This window comes from Novosphingobium sp. P6W, assembly GCF_000876675.2.
Classification (GTDB): Bacteria; Pseudomonadota; Alphaproteobacteria; order Sphingomonadales; family Sphingomonadaceae; genus Novosphingobium.
Genome location: NZ_CP030352.1, coordinates 2,179,461 through 2,194,571 on the forward strand (window position 1 = coordinate 2,179,461; position 15,111 = coordinate 2,194,571).

10 protein-coding genes and 1 tRNA gene are annotated in these 15,111 nt (G+C 65.4%); 8 read left to right on the plus strand and 3 right to left on the minus strand.

What is annotated here, in order from left to right:
* Positions 1-9 precede the first annotated feature (9 nt).
* Positions 10-3,123 (minus strand): TonB-dependent receptor domain-containing protein, encoded by a 3,114-nt coding sequence (locus TQ38_RS31385; protein WP_052505604.1) that lies wholly within the window; start codon positions 3,121-3,123, stop codon positions 10-12.
* A gap of 345 nt (positions 3,124-3,468) precedes the next feature.
* Here TQ38_RS31385 and infA point away from each other — a divergent pair, with 345 nt between their 5' ends.
* The 8 genes from infA to TQ38_RS10700 all read left to right on the plus strand — a co-directional run bounded on the left by infA (position 3,469) and on the right by TQ38_RS10700 (position 11,734).
* The gene (infA, locus tag TQ38_RS10665) at positions 3,469-3,720 is read left to right on the plus strand and encodes a translation initiation factor IF-1 (protein WP_043972750.1); all 252 of its coding nucleotides are present in this window, start codon (positions 3,469-3,471) and stop codon (positions 3,718-3,720) included.
* Between the two features lie 59 nt (positions 3,721-3,779).
* Positions 3,780-4,349 (plus strand): nucleoside triphosphate pyrophosphatase, encoded by a 570-nt coding sequence (locus TQ38_RS10670; RefSeq protein ID WP_043973453.1) that lies wholly within the window; start codon positions 3,780-3,782, stop codon positions 4,347-4,349.
* Positions 4,342-5,316 carry a ribonuclease gene (locus TQ38_RS10675; protein WP_043972748.1) on the plus strand — a complete coding sequence of 325 codons (975 nt, stop codon included), beginning with the start codon at positions 4,342-4,344 and terminating at the stop codon, positions 5,314-5,316. The genes TQ38_RS10670 and TQ38_RS10675 overlap by 8 nt, the downstream gene beginning before the upstream one ends.
* Complete coding sequence (locus TQ38_RS10680) at positions 5,313-5,504, plus strand: DNA gyrase inhibitor YacG (protein ID WP_043972746.1); 192 nt, start codon at positions 5,313-5,315, stop codon at positions 5,502-5,504. Before TQ38_RS10675 ends, TQ38_RS10680 begins: the two co-directional genes overlap by 4 nt.
* 100 nt (positions 5,505-5,604) lie before the next feature.
* Positions 5,605-5,680, plus strand: a tRNA-Phe gene (locus tag TQ38_RS10685).
* A gap of 247 nt (positions 5,681-5,927) precedes the next feature.
* Positions 5,928-7,109, plus strand: a complete 1,182-nt coding sequence (locus TQ38_RS10690) for an efflux RND transporter periplasmic adaptor subunit (protein ID WP_043972745.1) — start codon at positions 5,928-5,930, stop codon at positions 7,107-7,109.
* A gap of 6 nt (positions 7,110-7,115) precedes the next feature.
* Complete coding sequence (locus tag TQ38_RS10695; RefSeq protein ID WP_043972743.1) at positions 7,116-10,316, plus strand: efflux RND transporter permease subunit; 3,201 nt, start codon at positions 7,116-7,118, stop codon at positions 10,314-10,316.
* Complete coding sequence (locus tag TQ38_RS10700) at positions 10,313-11,734, plus strand: efflux transporter outer membrane subunit (protein ID WP_043972741.1); 1,422 nt, start codon at positions 10,313-10,315, stop codon at positions 11,732-11,734. Before TQ38_RS10695 ends, TQ38_RS10700 begins: the two co-directional genes overlap by 4 nt.
* Here TQ38_RS10700 and TQ38_RS10705 read toward each other — a convergent pair.
* Positions 11,725-12,792: a dihydrodipicolinate reductase gene (locus TQ38_RS10705; protein WP_240197861.1), complete on the minus strand. Its 1,068-nt coding sequence runs from the start codon at positions 12,790-12,792 to the stop codon at positions 11,725-11,727. The two genes, TQ38_RS10700 and TQ38_RS10705, sit on opposite strands and share 10 nt — an antisense overlap.
* 74 nt (positions 12,793-12,866) lie before the next feature.
* Positions 12,867-15,092: a TonB-dependent receptor gene (locus TQ38_RS10710; protein WP_240197862.1), complete on the minus strand. Its 2,226-nt coding sequence runs from the start codon at positions 15,090-15,092 to the stop codon at positions 12,867-12,869.
* Positions 15,093-15,111: the final 19 nt, after the last annotated feature.

A 15,111-nucleotide genomic window follows, 5' to 3' on the forward strand; every position in this document is an offset into this window, starting at 1 on the left:
CCTATATCCTCAAAACATCTTGCGGAAATCGATGCCGACCACGCGCCCTTGCGGATTGCGATAGGCGCGCTGGTAGGCCAGCGGCACCGCACCGTTCTCATCCGTCACGCGCTGGCGCGAATCGAGGAGGTTGTCGGCCACGAAGGAAAGGCGCGTACCCTTTAGGAACGGCATTTTCGCGACGAGTGCCTCGTTGCGGCCCAGATCGGCAAAAATGCGCAGCGAAAGATCGAACGTGCTGCCGAAGCGCAGATCCGAACTGCCCGGCTGGCCAGAGCCATTGACCTTTGCAGGCGCTTCCCACTCAGCCTTCAAACGCAGGCCGTAGCCATTCTTGAACAGGCCGCCTTCCGCCTCGATCGCGTGGTGCGGCGTGCCGCCCGCGCCGATGGCATCGCCATTGAGCTGGTCGAGGATCGGCACGCCCGGCGCGATGCGGACCGTGTCGGTAAAGCGCCAGGTGTGGTAGACCGCGATGTTCCAGCGACTGCCGGGGCCGCGTCCGCCGGGGCCCATACCCATGCCGCCGCCGGGACCGCCTGGGCCTCCAGCACCGCGCGGGCCGCCCCTGTCGCCGGAACCTTCCGCTCGGGTTCCGCCCGGACCGCCGGCTTGCTCCGCAGGAGGACCGCCCGCAAAACGCACCTCGCGCGCGGTATCGCCCGGCTGCGCAGGCGCAGCGCCTTGCCCGGCTGCGTCGGCGCTGCAGAACCGTTGGCGCAGCTGTGCCAGACGTTCGGGATCGACCTTGCCGTCCGCACCCATCAGCCGCTCACGCATGCGGTCGGGCAGGCTGGCAACATCGGGCGGACCGCTGCCACCCGCACATAGCGCGGTACGGAGGCGCTCGAAGCGCTGCGGGTCGGGCACGCCGCCGGCGCCCGGCCCCGCAGCGCCCTCAGCCGCACAGGCGCGCGTCTTGAATTCGGCCAGCTTGGCCGGGTCGATCTTGCCGTCCGCGCCGATGAGACGCTCGCGCATACGTTCGGGAATCTTCGAGAGATCGGGCTCACCGGCTCCGGGCGCGCAAAGCTGCTGGCGCATGGCCGCAAAGCGCGAAGGGTCGAAGGACGGACGTGCGCCCGGCGTTGCCGAAGACTGCGTCTGGCCGCCCAGCGTCTGGACGCCCGCCATCGGCCCGTTTGCGCCGACGACCAGCCCGCCGGTGCCCGCGCTGCGCCGCGCCGAAGCCCCCTCGGAACCGGCCCGATCCGCACCGCCGCCCGAACCGGACGACCCAGCCCCGCCAAGACTGCCGGACAGATTGATACCCCAGCGCAGCGACGAGCTTTTAACCTCGTCGAATGTCACCGCGCGGCGGTCGATGGCGATCAGGTTGCCGTCACCGTCGCGGGTCACGCGGCCGGGGAATGCCGCCTCGATCGCCGGGGTGAGCAGCGGAAACGCCTGCGTCACGTCACTCGAACGGTTGCGGAAATATTCGACGAGAAGATTGGAGCGCTGCATGAACGGCAGCTTCCATTGCGCCGAGATCTTCCAGTCGCGCTGCGTTTCCTTCTTCAGGTCGGGATTGCCGCCGCTGGTCACGTTGATAAGTGCGCTAGTCGCCTTGGTGAAATCGTAGACGGCAACGTTGTAGGTCAGGATCGTCGGTGCGGCCAGCTGCGTCAGCTTGGGCGCGGCTTCGTCGACGATATAGCTGGCCTGAAGGGTCAGAGTGTCGGTGGGCGACCAAGTGAGGCCCGCGCTCCAGTCCTTGAGCGTGCCGAAATCGGAAAGGTGATCCAGCCCGCCGCTCAGATTCAGGGTGATATCGCCTACCGCGCCGAGGAAATCCTCGCCCTTGCTGGTCAGCGGCAGGGCCAGATTGACGCCGCCCAGCACGTCGCCGCGCTTGAGAGTGACAGCGCCCAGGGTGGTACGGGTATCCTCGCTGACCGAGCGGTCGAAATCGTATCCGGCCTTGACGGTCAGGTTCGCCTCGCCCGCAGGCATACGGAAGGGCTTGCCCGAGATCGTCGCGAGGTTGGCCAGTGTCAACTGGCGCGTAGTGGCGACATCGACCCCGGCGCCGGGCACGAAGGGCAGCGCCCCGTCGATCGCCAGCGTCCCCGCCAGCGCCGCATCGGCCAGCGCAGAGGTGTCTCGCCTGCGGTCGACGCGGGTATTGGTATCGACATAAGTGGCGTTTGACGTGGCGCTAAGCTGCCATTCGCCGATCAGCGTCGAATAGCCGAGGCCGCCTTCGAACGTGTCGGATACCGAGCGGGTGGTAAGCGGATCAGGCAGCGTACGCAGCGCGCTTTGGCCTGCGCCGTTGGTCAGCGTGACGGCATCCAGACCCGAGAGCGAAGTCGTCTGCGAGCGCGTGTAACCGCCTGTCGCCGTGATCGAGCCGCCAAATCCGCCATCGCCGAGGCCCTGTGTCATCGTGCCTTCCAGCACGAATTCGGAATCGCTCGCCGCCAGGCTGCGATAGCGTGCCGGGTCGGGATCGCCGGTGACGTTCGAAACGCGCGAGGCTTCCTGTTCGATGTTGCGCTCGGCCTCGGTCAGCATGGATGTCTGGTCGAGCTTGGCGGTGACATTGTAGCGGCGCGGTCCGGCCACCTTGAACAGGCCCGTTTCCAGCTCGTAATTGTCATAACCGCCGCGCGTGGGGCGGTTGTACTCGTCCGAGGTGGTGACGGCTGCGAACTCGTTCTTGAGGATGATGTTCACCACCCGCTGGTTCGCCGCATAGCCGAAGCGCAGCGCCACTTCCTCGGGCAGCACTTCAAGGCGGCGGATCGCCTCGGGCGGGATGTTGCGCATCTCGCGAAAGCTGCTGATGCGCTGGCCGTTGAGCAGCATCACCGGCCGACCGTCGCCGCGCCCGCGTCCGCTGCCGGTCTGCGGGCTGATCGCGTCGAGCAGTTCCTCGATCGAGCTTACGCCGTAGGAGGCGATGTCCTCTTCGTCGAAGACTTCGATGGGCTGTTGCGGTACGTCGATCTGACCGATGATGCGCGGCGACATGACGAGAATTTCGTCGCCGTGAACTTCGAGCGAATCGTCGTTCTTGTCGTCTTTCTCGACCATCGGCGCAGGCGCTTCCGCAGCCATCGCAACAGCAGGCATGCCCAGGCACGCGACCAGGCTGATCAGAGGTAGGGAACGCAAGTGCAATCTCCGCCAAGAGCATTTATTCAAAATTCGATGTTCCTCGCCCTGACGCCCCATTGCCTCGGGCTCATTCGAACCACAAGCCACTGCGCCGTATCATTTTGTCGCAATTGTCTTGCGCTGCGATGAACCGGGAAACGCGCTGCAAGACCGCGCAGCACCTTGCACCTCACCCTGCACCCTTGCGTAAGTATAGTTCCCGGCCGGGCCTGTCGGTATCCAGGCGGAATCCACAAAAACTGCCTCCTGCGGATTCCCCAACCCTTTGCCTAAGGCTTTCATTTTGGCGAAGTGCTGGTTATGCCACTTGCGACACACCAGCAGGTACGGACACGATCGCCAATGGCGAAAGAAGAACTCCTGGAGATGCGCGGCCGCGTGGTTGAACTTCTGCCTAACGCGATGTTTCGCGTGGAGCTGGAAAACGGCCACGAAATTCTGGGGCATACCGCCGGCAAGATGCGCAAGAACCGCATCCGCGTGCTGGTCGGCGACGACGTTTTGGTAGAATTGACGCCTTACGATCTTTCCAAGGGCCGCGTTACCTATCGTTTCATGCCCGGTCGCGGCGGTCCCGGTCAGTTTGGCGGTTGATCTGCCACCTGGCAGCGCTACAGGCGAAGCCCCTTCCTTCGACACTGGTGCCCAAGCTGATGCCCCAACTAGTCCTGGCATCGGCCAGCCCCCGCAGGCGCGAACTGATCGCGCGCCTTGGCATCACGCCAGACGCGATCGAAGCCGCCGACATCGACGAAACCCCGCAGCCCCGCGAAGTGCCGCGCGACTATGCCCGCCGCATGGCCCGCGAAAAGGCGCTGGCCCTATCTGCGCCTGACGCCTGCGTACTGGCGGGCGACACGGTAGTCGCCTGCGGCCGCCGCATCTTGCCCAAGGCCGAGGATGAAGCAACCGCGCGCGCCTGCCTGACCCTGCTGTCCGGCCGCCGTCACCGCGTGCTGTCGGCCATCGCGCTGCGCAGCCCCGACGGCACCCTGCGCGAACGCCTGAGCGAGACGATCGTGCGCTTCAAGCTGCTCAGCCATGCCGAGATCGAAGCCTACATCGCTGGCGGCGAATGGGAGGGCAAGGCCGGAGGCTATGCCATTCAGGGCAACGCTGAAGGGCTCATCGTCTCTATTTCCGGCAGCCATTCCGGCGTCGTCGGGCTTCCCCTGTTCGAGACGCGCGCACTGCTGCTTGCGGCGGGCTTTGCCCTTGGCTGAATGGCTCATCGAGGAGGGGATCGGCGAAACCCGCGCAATCCTCGTTCAGGACGGCCAGGTCGTTGCCGCCCGGTTGGAGTGGCCCGGCCGCCTTGCCGCCGGTGAAGTGGCCGACGCCGTTCTCGTCTCCCGCCACGCCGGATCGCCGCGCGGCACCGTCCGTTTCGATTCGGGTGAGGAAGCCCTGGTGAGCGGCCTGCCGACGTCCGCCAGCGAAGGCGCCCGCCAGCGCGTGATCGTCACCCGCGCCGCCATGGCCGAAACCGGACGCCTCAAGCGCGCGCAGGCCCGGGCCAGCGACCTGCCTGTCCGCCCGGCCCCCAAACTCGCGCAGTCCCTGCAGATAGGCAGCCTCCCGGTACGCACCCTGCACCGCTTTCCCGAAGACCCCTGGCCCGAAATCATCGCCGAAGCGCTGGACGGCGTCATCGATTTCGAAGGCGGCGCGCTGGTAGTTACGCCGACGCCCGCCATGACCCTCATCGACATCGACGGCACCCTGCCCCCCCGCGCACTGGCACTGGCTGCCGTGCCCGCGATTACCGATGCCGTGGGGCGGCTCGACCTTGCCGGCTCGATCGGCATCGACTTTCCCTCGCTTGAACGGAAGGAGGACCGCCGCGCAGTGGACGAGGCACTGGCCGCCGCGCTGGACCACTGGCCTCATCAGCGCACGGCGATGAACGGGTTCGGCTTTGTCCAGCTGGTCGCCCGCCTCGACCGCCCCTCGATCGCGCAGCGCGTGCGCGCGGACCCGGCCGGTGCAGCCGCCCGCCTCCTGCTGCGCCGTGCCGAATCGGTGAGTGAGCCGGGCACGCTGCTGCTCACCGCCCATCCCGCCGTGCGCGCCGCCACCACGGACGACTGGCTCGCCCAGCTTACCCGCCGCACTGGCCGCACGCTTCGCTGGAATGAGGATCGCACCCTTGCACTTGGCGGCGGATTCGCGCAGGCGCTGTCGTCATGACGACAACCGGACGCAAATGCCCCATCTGCGGCAAACCCCGCGCGGCCGAGCATACGCCCTTCTGCTCGAAGCGCTGCCGCGACCGCGATCTTCTGCAATGGCTGCAAGATGGCTATGCCCTACCCGGCCATCCCGCCGATCCGACCAGCGATGCGCCCGGCTTTGAGGACAATCCACAGGACGATTGAAATTTTCTCGTCATCAAGGGCTTGCCAAGCTCCGCTGGCTTGGCCATAGGCCCGCCACCAACCGCTGGTTACTCCCTTTCGGAGCAGCCACGCAGGCAGTGCCCGAGTAGCTCAGTTGGTAGAGCATGCGACTGAAAATCGCAGTGTCGGCGGTTCGAATCCGTCCTCGGGCACCACTTTCCCCCTTCTTCAAAAAATCGCTATGCAGATCACCGTGTTCGCGGTGCCTTTTCTGCATGACCATCTGCCGCCCGCATCGTTCCATGTCGCGGCACGTTGATCTTTAGTCGCAAATTGTCGCACCCGCGAAATGCACGCTTGCGAGGCTGCGGCATTGCTTCAATAGAACATGACCTGACCTAGAAGGCGTGCAACTTGAAAATCTATCCCCCCAAGGCCCTCCGTTGGCGGCATGGCAGGCCTTTGTCCGTTGTTCTGTTTGCAGCCGCTGCGCTTTCCGCATGTTCGGGCGAATCGAACAAGAATGCGGACCAGAAACCCGGCGCAGCCGTCGGATATATCGTCGCCGGCACCAGCAGCGTTCCTATGGCCGTCACGCTGAGCGGCCGCACCGTCGCTTTCGAGACTTCAGAGGTGCGCCCGCAGGTCAACGGCGTCATCCGCAAGCGTTTCTTCACGGAAGGCAGCCTGGTAACGGCCGGCCAGCCCCTGTTCGAGGTCGACCCTAGCCTTTATCGCGCTGCCGTTAACCAAGCGCAGGCGAACCTCGCCAGCGCCCGTGCTTCGGCAGAGGCTGCAGGCGTCAAGGCTGAGCGCTATCGCCCGCTCGCCGAGATGGAGGCCGTCGCCAAGCAGGACTACACCGATGCGCTGTCCGCATCGCGCGTCGCCAAGGCCACCATCGCCCAGAACGCCGCCACGCTGGATACTGCGCGAATCAACTTGCGCTTCACCACCGTGCCCGCCCCGATCAGTGGCCGCATTGGCCGCTCGCTGGTCACGGTCGGCGCGCTTGCCAGCGCCAGCCAGGCCGATCCGCTGGCCATCATCCAGCGCATGGACCCGATCTACGTCGACATGCAGCAGTCCGCTGCCGACCTCGTGACGCTGCGCCGCAAGCTGGCGGAGGGCGGCGTCCAGCCGGGCAGCACCGAAGTGCACCTGCAGCTCGATGGCGGCACCCGCTACCCGCAGACCGGCACCGTCCAGTTTTCCGAAGTGACGGTCGACCAGACCACCGGCACCGTCACCCTGCGCGCCCGCTTCCCCAATCCCGACGGCCTGCTCCTGCCCGGCATGTTCGTGACCGCGATGTTCGACCAGGCGTCAGACCCCAACGCGATCCTGGTTCCGCAGAACGCCGTCCAGCGCGACTTCGACGGCACCGCTTACGTCATGCTCGCCGGCGCCGACAACAAGGCTGTGCGCCGCAAGGTCACCGCAGACCGCACTTATGGCGAGAACGCCGTGATCACCTCCGGCCTTGCCAAGGGTGACAAGGTCATCGTCCAGGGCCTGAACGGCCTGCGCCAGGGCGCGGCGATCAAGGCCGTGGCCAGCACTGCCCCGCAGACCGTGGCGCCTCCGAAAGGTGACGGGGCCAAGGGCGGCGCACCCGGCGCTCCAGCTAACAAGGGCGGCTGACGCCAGATGTCGCGTATATTCATCGATCGCCCGATCTTCGCCTGGGTGCTGGCGATCATCGTCATGCTCGCCGGCCTCGGCGCGCTCAACTACCTGCCGAACGAGCAGTACCCTGATATCGCGCCGACCCAGGTCAACATCCGCGCCACCTATCAGGGCGCCTCGGCGCAGACGATCGAGAATTCGGTCACCCAGATCATCGAGCAGCAGCTGACCGGCATCGACGGCCTGCTCTACTTCAGTTCCTCGTCCAGCAACCGCGGGTCTGCCTCGATCAGCGCGGTCTTCGCCAAGGGCACCGACCCCGACATCGCCCAGGTCCAGGTCCAGAACAAGGTCCAGTCGGCCCTCCCGCGCCTGCCGCAGACGGTGCAGGCACAAGGCGTCACGGTCACCAAGTCGAACCCCGACCAGCTGCTGCTGGTGGCGGTCTACGACGAGACCGACACCCGCTCCAACCAGGACGTGTCCGACTATCTGACCTCGAACATCCAGGACCCGCTTTCGCGCGTTCAGGGCGTGGGCGACGTCAACGTCTTCGGTGCCCCCCATGCGATGCGCATCTGGCTCGACCCGCGCAAGCTCGCGGCGGTCGCGCTTATGCCTAGCGACGTCACTTCGGCGATCCAGGCACAGAATACCGAAGTCGCCGCCGGCGAAGTGGGCGGCCTGCCCGCGCCGCAGGGCCAGGCGATCAACGCCGTCCTCACCGCCGGATCGCGCCTTCAAACCCCCGAACAGTTCCGCGAGATTGTCCTCAAGACGAACGCGGACGGCTCCGCAGTCACCGTAGGCGATGTGGCCCGCGTCGAAATCGGCGCGGAAAGCTACACTTCGGTCAGCCGCGTCAACGGCCACCCCGGCGCCGGCATTTCCATCTCGCTCTCGCCCGGCGCCGATGCTCTTGCGACCGCGGAGTCGGTCAAGGCCAAGATGCAGGCCCTGGGCGCGGACATGCCCGACGGCGTCAAATACATCTACGGCAGCGATTCCACCGACTTCATCAAGCTGTCGGTCGAAGAAGTCGAGAAGGCGCTGTTCGAGGCGATCATCCTCGTCGTCATCGTCATGTTCGTGTTCCTGCAAAGCTGGCGCGCCACGCTGATCCCGGCGATCGCTGTGCCGGTGGTGCTGCTTGGTACGTTCGCGATCTTCTATCTCGCCGGATTCTCGATCAATACGCTGACGCTGTTCGGCCTCGTGCTTGCCATCGGCCTGCTGGTCGACGACGCCATCGTCGTGGTGGAAAACGTCGAGCGACTGCTGGAAGAAAATCCCGGCATGACCCCGCGCGATGCCACGATCAAGTCGATGGAGGAAATCCAGACGGCACTGGTCGCCATCGCCCTTGTGCTCTCGGCGGTGTTCCTGCCGATGGCCTTCTTCGGCGGGTCTACAGGCGTGATCTACCGCCAGTTCTCGCTGACGATCGTCGCAGCCATGGTGCTGTCGGTGCTTGTGGCGCTGATCCTCAGCCCTGCCCTTACCGCCACCCTGCTCAAGGCCAAGGTCCCTGAGGAAGAACGCGAACCCACCTGGATCGAACGCCACCTGCCCTGGCTGGCGCGCGGCTGGGAGAAGTTCCACGTCTGGTTCAACGGCAGCTTCGAGCGCATCACCGAAAGCTACGCCAGCAAGGTCGAGCGCGTCGTCGAGCACAAGTGGCGTTGGCTGGGGCTGTTCGCAGTAACCTGCGTCATCACGTTCATGATGTTCCAACGCCTGCCGACCGGCTTCCTCCCCAACGAGGATCAAGGCAACATCATGATCCAGTGGCGCTTGCCCGCCGGTACGCCCCGCGCTCGCACCGAAGAAGTGCAGCGCGAGGTCGAAAAATACTTCATGACCTACGAAAAGAATAATTACGCGGGCATGTTCACCATTTCCGGCGGCGGTCAGGGCGCAGCCGGACAGAACAGCGGCCAGGGCTTCGTCAACCTCACCGACTGGTCGCAGCGCACTGATCCCAAGGACAGCGCCGACGCCATCGTGAAGCGCGCGAGCGCCGCCTTCCGTGGCCTTCGCGATGCGCAGGTCTTTGCTCTCGTGCCGGGTTCTGTGCGCGGTCTTGGCTCATCCTCGGGCTTCACCCTCGAACTTCAGAATGCCAATGCCCTCAGCGCCGACAAGTTCGCCGAAGCGCGCGACAAACTGCTTGCCGCCGCCAACGCCGATGGACAGTTATCCGGCGTTCGCCTGAGCAATCTGCCCGACGTGTCTACGCTCAAGCTCGATACCAATACGCGCGCGCTCACGGCTTTCGGCCTGACGCCTGCCAATGTGAATTCCACCCTGTCCACCGCATGGGGCGGCAACTACGTCAACGACTTCATCGACAAGGGCCGCGTCAAGCGCGTCTATGTGCAGGGAGACGCGCAGTTCCGCTCGCGTCCCGAAGATCTGGCGCAGTGGTTCGTGCGTGGATCGGACGGCCAGATGTCGCCATTCTCGGCATTCTCGACGATCAGCTGGTCGACCGCGCCCAGTTCCACCTCGCGTTTCAACGGCTTGCCCGCCTACGAATTCTCCGGCGATGCCGGGTCGGGCGTCAGTTCGGGCACCGCCATGAACCTCATGGAAAAGCTGGCCTCGGATATTCCCGGCGTCAGCGTTGCATGGGCCGGTTCATCCTATCAGGAGCGATTGTCCTCGGGTCAGGGCCCGGTGCTTTATGCACTGTCGCTGCTGGTGGTGTTCCTGTGCCTTGCCGCGCTTTATGAAAGCTGGTCGATCCCGGTCGCGGTCATCCTCGTGATCCCGCTCGGCCTGCTTGGCGCGATCGCTTTCGTGACGCTGCGCGGCCTTGAAAACGACGTCTACCTGCAGATCGGTCTGCTCACCACGATGGGCCTCGCCGCCAAGAACGCGATCCTCATGATCGAGTTCGCGGAGCAGGCGGAACGTCAGGGCAAGCGCGTCATCGACGCCGCTCTGGAAGCCGCGCGCATCCGCCTGCGCCCGATCCTGATGACCAGCTTCGCGTTCATCTTCGGCGTTTTGCCGCTGGCGATGGCGACCGGCGCGGGTGCCAACAGCCGCGTCGCCATCGGCACGGCAGTGGTGGGCGGCATGCTCACCGCCACCTTGCTGGCGATCTTCTACATCCCGCTGTTCTTCGTCATCGTGCGCCGCAGCGTGCGCGACGGTATCGCCAAGGCACGGGCAAAGCTTGCCGAGCGCAAGCAGCGCGCGGGAGACACCGCATGAAGCGCCTGACCGCAGTGACCACCCGGCTGACGGCGGGGGTTCTGCCCGCCCTCGCCCTGGGCGCCTGTTCGCTGGCGCCCAAGTATGTGGCTCCCGCCCCGCCGGTCCCAGCATCTTGGCCGGTCGGCGACGCCTATCTCGCGCAGAGCGAGGCTTCGCTGCCGCTGGTTTCCTACAAGGAGGTGTTCCGCGATCCGCGCCTGCAGTCTCTGGTGGAGCAGGCCCTTACCAACAATCGCGACTTGCGGGTGGCTGCGGCCAACATCGCCGCCGCGCGGGCGCAGGTACGCGTCACGCGCGCCAATCAGTTCCCAGCCGTCACCGCCACCACGTCGGCCACCGATAGCGAGACCGGCGGCGGTTTCGGCCAGAACGGCATGAACTACACCTTGCGGGGCGGCATCTCCAGCTTCGAGCTGGATCTGTTCGGCAAGCTGGCCAACGCCACGCAGTCCCAGCGCGACACCGCGCTGGCGACCGAGGCTTCCGCGCGCACCGTACGCCTCGGCCTCGTCGCCGACCTCGCGCTCGGCTGGGCAACCTATGCCGCCGACCGCGACCTTCTGAACATCGCGCAGGCAACCGCCGCCAACGCCGCGGGCAGCGTGCGTCTGTCCGCCGCGCGCCTCAAGGGCGGCGTCGCGGCACGTACCGAACTGCGCCAGGCCGAACAGGTTCTGGAAACCGCCAATGGCGATGTCGCTTCGCAGAAGGCACAGCTGGCGCAGGACATCAACGCCATCCGCCTGCTTATCGGCGCCGATTTCGACCAGGCCCTGCTTCCCGCCGGGATCGACGAGGTTAACGCCAGCCTGAGCGAACTGCCCGCCGGAACCAGCACGCAGGTCCTGCTGCGCCGCCCGGACGTGGTTCAGGCCGAGTACCAACTGCGTGCCGCCAATGCCGACATAGGCGTCGCCCGGGCGCAGCTTTTCCCCTCGATTTCGCTCAGCGCGCTGATCGGTTTTGCCAGCACTTCGCTTTCCGCCCTGTTCGACGGCGCCTCGCGCACGACCACGCTGGGCGGCAATGGCAGCTGGTCGATCTTCAACGCCGGCGGCCTCTCCGCCAACGTCGCGGTGACAAAAGCCCAGCGCGACGCAGCGCTGGCGACTTACGAGAAGGCGATCCAGACCGCGTTCAGCGAAACCGCCGACGCGCTTGCCGATCAGGGCACGCTGGCCGAGCGCCTGCGCGCAGCCTCCGCCTTCACGGCCGCCACGCAGGATGCCGCGCAGCTGACCGAGGCTACCTACCGCCGGGGCATCGCCAGCTCGCTCGACAATCTCGACGCCCAGCGCACCCTCTATTCGGCGCGCCGGACGGAGATTGCGGTACGTCTTCAGCAGGCGACCAACCGCGTCACGCTTTACCGCGTGCTGGGCGGCGACCAGTCGACGGCGCCCGCTCAGCCGTAAAGCGGGATGACCTGCGGCAGATCGACCGTGGTGCGGATGCCCGGCGCGGCTGCGCAGACGGCGGGGATCGCGTTGATCGGCCGATGCGCCGTCAGGCCCGGCGTAAAGGCCGCGTAATCATCCGCCGAGACCGGGAAGGTGATGTCGACCTTCACCGGCGTGTCGCCTTCGGTGACGATCCGCCAGCCGGATTCGCGCAGGTCCCAGTCGTGTTCGATATCGGTGGTCACGTACCAGTTCGCGCGGAACCGCAGGACAGGGCGGCCTTGATGCTTGCAGGTAATCGTCGTTCGCATCGCCCCCACTGTCCCGGCCGGAACCTTGCCCGCCGCGATATCGAGGTCGTGCTTTGCCGCTGACAGTTCGCCCACCGCCGTGACCTCGTCGCAAGGCAGGCCGATGGCTTGCGCTATCTGGGAAAGCGAGCTGCCGAAATCACCCTTGAGATGCTCGGCGCGGCTCTGGTCGAACGGGGCCATCGGCGCGGCGAAGCCCATGATCTGGAACAGCATGTCGGGCGAATTGCGGCTCGATACGTCGGCATATTCGTCGATCGTCAGCAGGCCATGGCGGCGCTGGAGCGACAGCAGCGGGATCGCCAGCGCCTCGGTCGCGAAACCGGGACTGGAGCCCGTCGAATAGATCGAGGTGCCGCCGGCGGCGCAGGCTTCCTCGATGCGCGCGCGGTTGGCCGGGTCCATCATCTGCGGATAGTGAAAGTCGCCGCGCGTGGTGACCACGTTCTTGCCCGAGGCGAGCAGCGTGCAAATCGCGTCCCAATCGGTCCCCTGCTGCATGAACAGCACGCAATCGGCATCGAGCGCGGCGATCTCGTCCAGCGAGCCGGTTGCCTTGACGCCCGTTTCGGCCTCGGCTCCCTCAATGCCTGCAAGCTCGCCTGCATCGCGCCCCACCTTTTCCGCCGAGCTGACCCACAGCCCTACCAGTTCCATGCGTGGATGCTCGATCACCATGCGCAGCGCGCGGCTACCGACATTGCCCGTCGCCCACTGGACGACGCGCCAGGTCCTGTCTTGCGGCATAGTGTTTTCTCCCATGTTTTCGTTCTGGCCGTTACCCTGCGGAACCTGCGGGCCAAGGGGCATTCCCGTGTGGGAACGCCCCTGCCCGTTCAGAACTTCACGCCCGCCTCGATGCCGTAGACCGCCGGCTTGCTCCAGTTCGCGCCGATGCCGAAGCTGGAATACTGCGCCTGCGTCAGGTAGCGGCTGTTGGTGACGTTATCGCCGTAGAGCGCGAGGTAGAACTTCTCGTCCGGCGCGGTCCACTGCGCGCGCAGGGCCAGTGTGGCGTAACCGCCCTGTTCGAACTGCACGCCCGAGGGGCCGAAAAAGAACTTGGAGGAATAGAACAAGTTGCCCGACAGGGCGAGTTGTCCCCCGGCGACGTCCGCCTCGTAGCGCGAGCCGATGAACCCGGTGAATTCGGGCGTGCGCTGCATCGTCACGTCCTCCAGCGTGGTGGGCACGACCGCGAAGGTCACCCCGCCCGCCGCGCATGCCGCCGCCGTGGCAGCGTCAAGCTCGCTACAACGCACATAGACCGGCGCGTTATTGAACGTCTTGTAGCGCGCATGGACCCACGAAGCGCCCGCCGAAACCTGGAAGGCCGGAGTAACCTGATAATTGGCCGAGCCTTCAAGGCCGTAGATTTCCGAAGTGGCGGCGTTGATGATCTCGGCGGTGCCGGTGCGGTAGATCGAAACCTGCAGGTTCTTGTAATCGTAGTAGAATGCCGCGCCCTCGAACGAGAGGCCGCGCGCCTGATACTTGAAGCCCAGTTCGTAGGCGTTGATGTCCTCTGGCTTGACGCTGTTGCAGAGGAACTGCCCGGGGTTCGCGGGATCGGGGTTGGACTGGCACGAACCGCCGACGTCGGATACCGCTGCCTTGTACCCCTTCGTGAACGAGGCATAGACGCTGGTCTGGTCGGTGGGCTTGTAGCGCAGCACCACGCGCGGGGTCAGCTTGTTGTTCGAGATATTCGGCACCGGCACCCGGATATCGGTGAACGAACGGTTCCAGTAGGCATCGACGATCTTGTCCTGCGAATAGCGCGCGCCCGCTGTCAGGAACAGCTGCGGGGTGAACTCGTAGGTCGCATCGAGGAACGCGGCGTAGCTTTTGACTGTAGTGCTCGATCCGCCAAGGCGGATGCGCTCATTCGGGGTGTTGCCGGCATTGTTGATGTAAGTGATATAGGTGTCGGTGTTCTGGAAGTAGAACAGCCCAGCGGTCCATTGCAGCTTCGGCCCGGCCTTGGAGGTCAGCAGCAGTTCCTGGCTCCAGGTTTCGTTGATGTTGGGCAGGCCGAGCTGGAAGATATCGGCGCCAGAATAGTCCAGATCCTGCGACATGACCGAGTTTTCGCTGCGGTACTGGCTGTAGGAGGTGAGGTTGGCAAAGCCGAGGTCGGCGCGGATCGTGCCCTGCACCACGTCGCTGTTCGACTTGAACACCTCACCCACGGAGCCTGTCGCGATCTTGTTCTTGGCCGTCGTGAACGTGCCGGGAATACCGCCGAAAGGCGCGCCAAGGCCGAAATCGGCGGTGTCGAGCGTCGAGGCCAGCATGGTCGAGGGATCGTCCACGTCGCCGTGCTTGTAGCGCAGCAGGACGTCCACGTTGTCGGTCAGGTCCGCCTTCAGGCCAAGGCGCACGGACCAGTTCTCATACCCGCCCACGCGCTTGCCGCTGGAGATGTCATGCTGCCAGCCGTCGCCCCGGCGGTACTGGCCTTCGACGCTCAGCGCCACGCGGTCCGAGATGGCATAGTTGGTGAAAGCCTCGGCCCGGGCCTCGTTATAGCGCCCGTAACTGACGCGGCCCTCGAAGGCATTGGCCTTCGTCGAAGGTTCCCGCGTGGAAACGAGGATCGCGCCGCCGGTCGTGTTGCGGCCGAACAGCGTGCCTTGCGGGCCTTTCAGGACCTGGATGCTATCCACGCTGATGAGGTCGAAATCGGCGGCCAGCGGGTTGGGAGAATAGAACCCGTCGATATAGATGCCAACGTTACCGCCTCCGCCCGAAGTCGTCACCGCCGTGCCGATGCCGCGAATGGTGGGCTGGAAAAAACCGCCCGCAAAATCGAAACGCAGCGCCGGTGTGACCTTGCCGATATCGGCGAGTTGCTGGACGCTGGCGGTCTTGAGCGCGTCGTTGCTGAGGTTGGTGATCGAGATTGGCACATCGACCTGCGCCTCGGCGCGGCGCTGGGCGGTGACGATGATCGCGCCGTCGTCGATTTCCGTCGCACTTTGCGCAAAAGCCGGCAGCGGCGCCAGAACGGCCAATCCGATCAGGCCGAAAACAGACGCGGTGGTCCTGATGGTTTTCACGATACCCCTCCCCCATTGA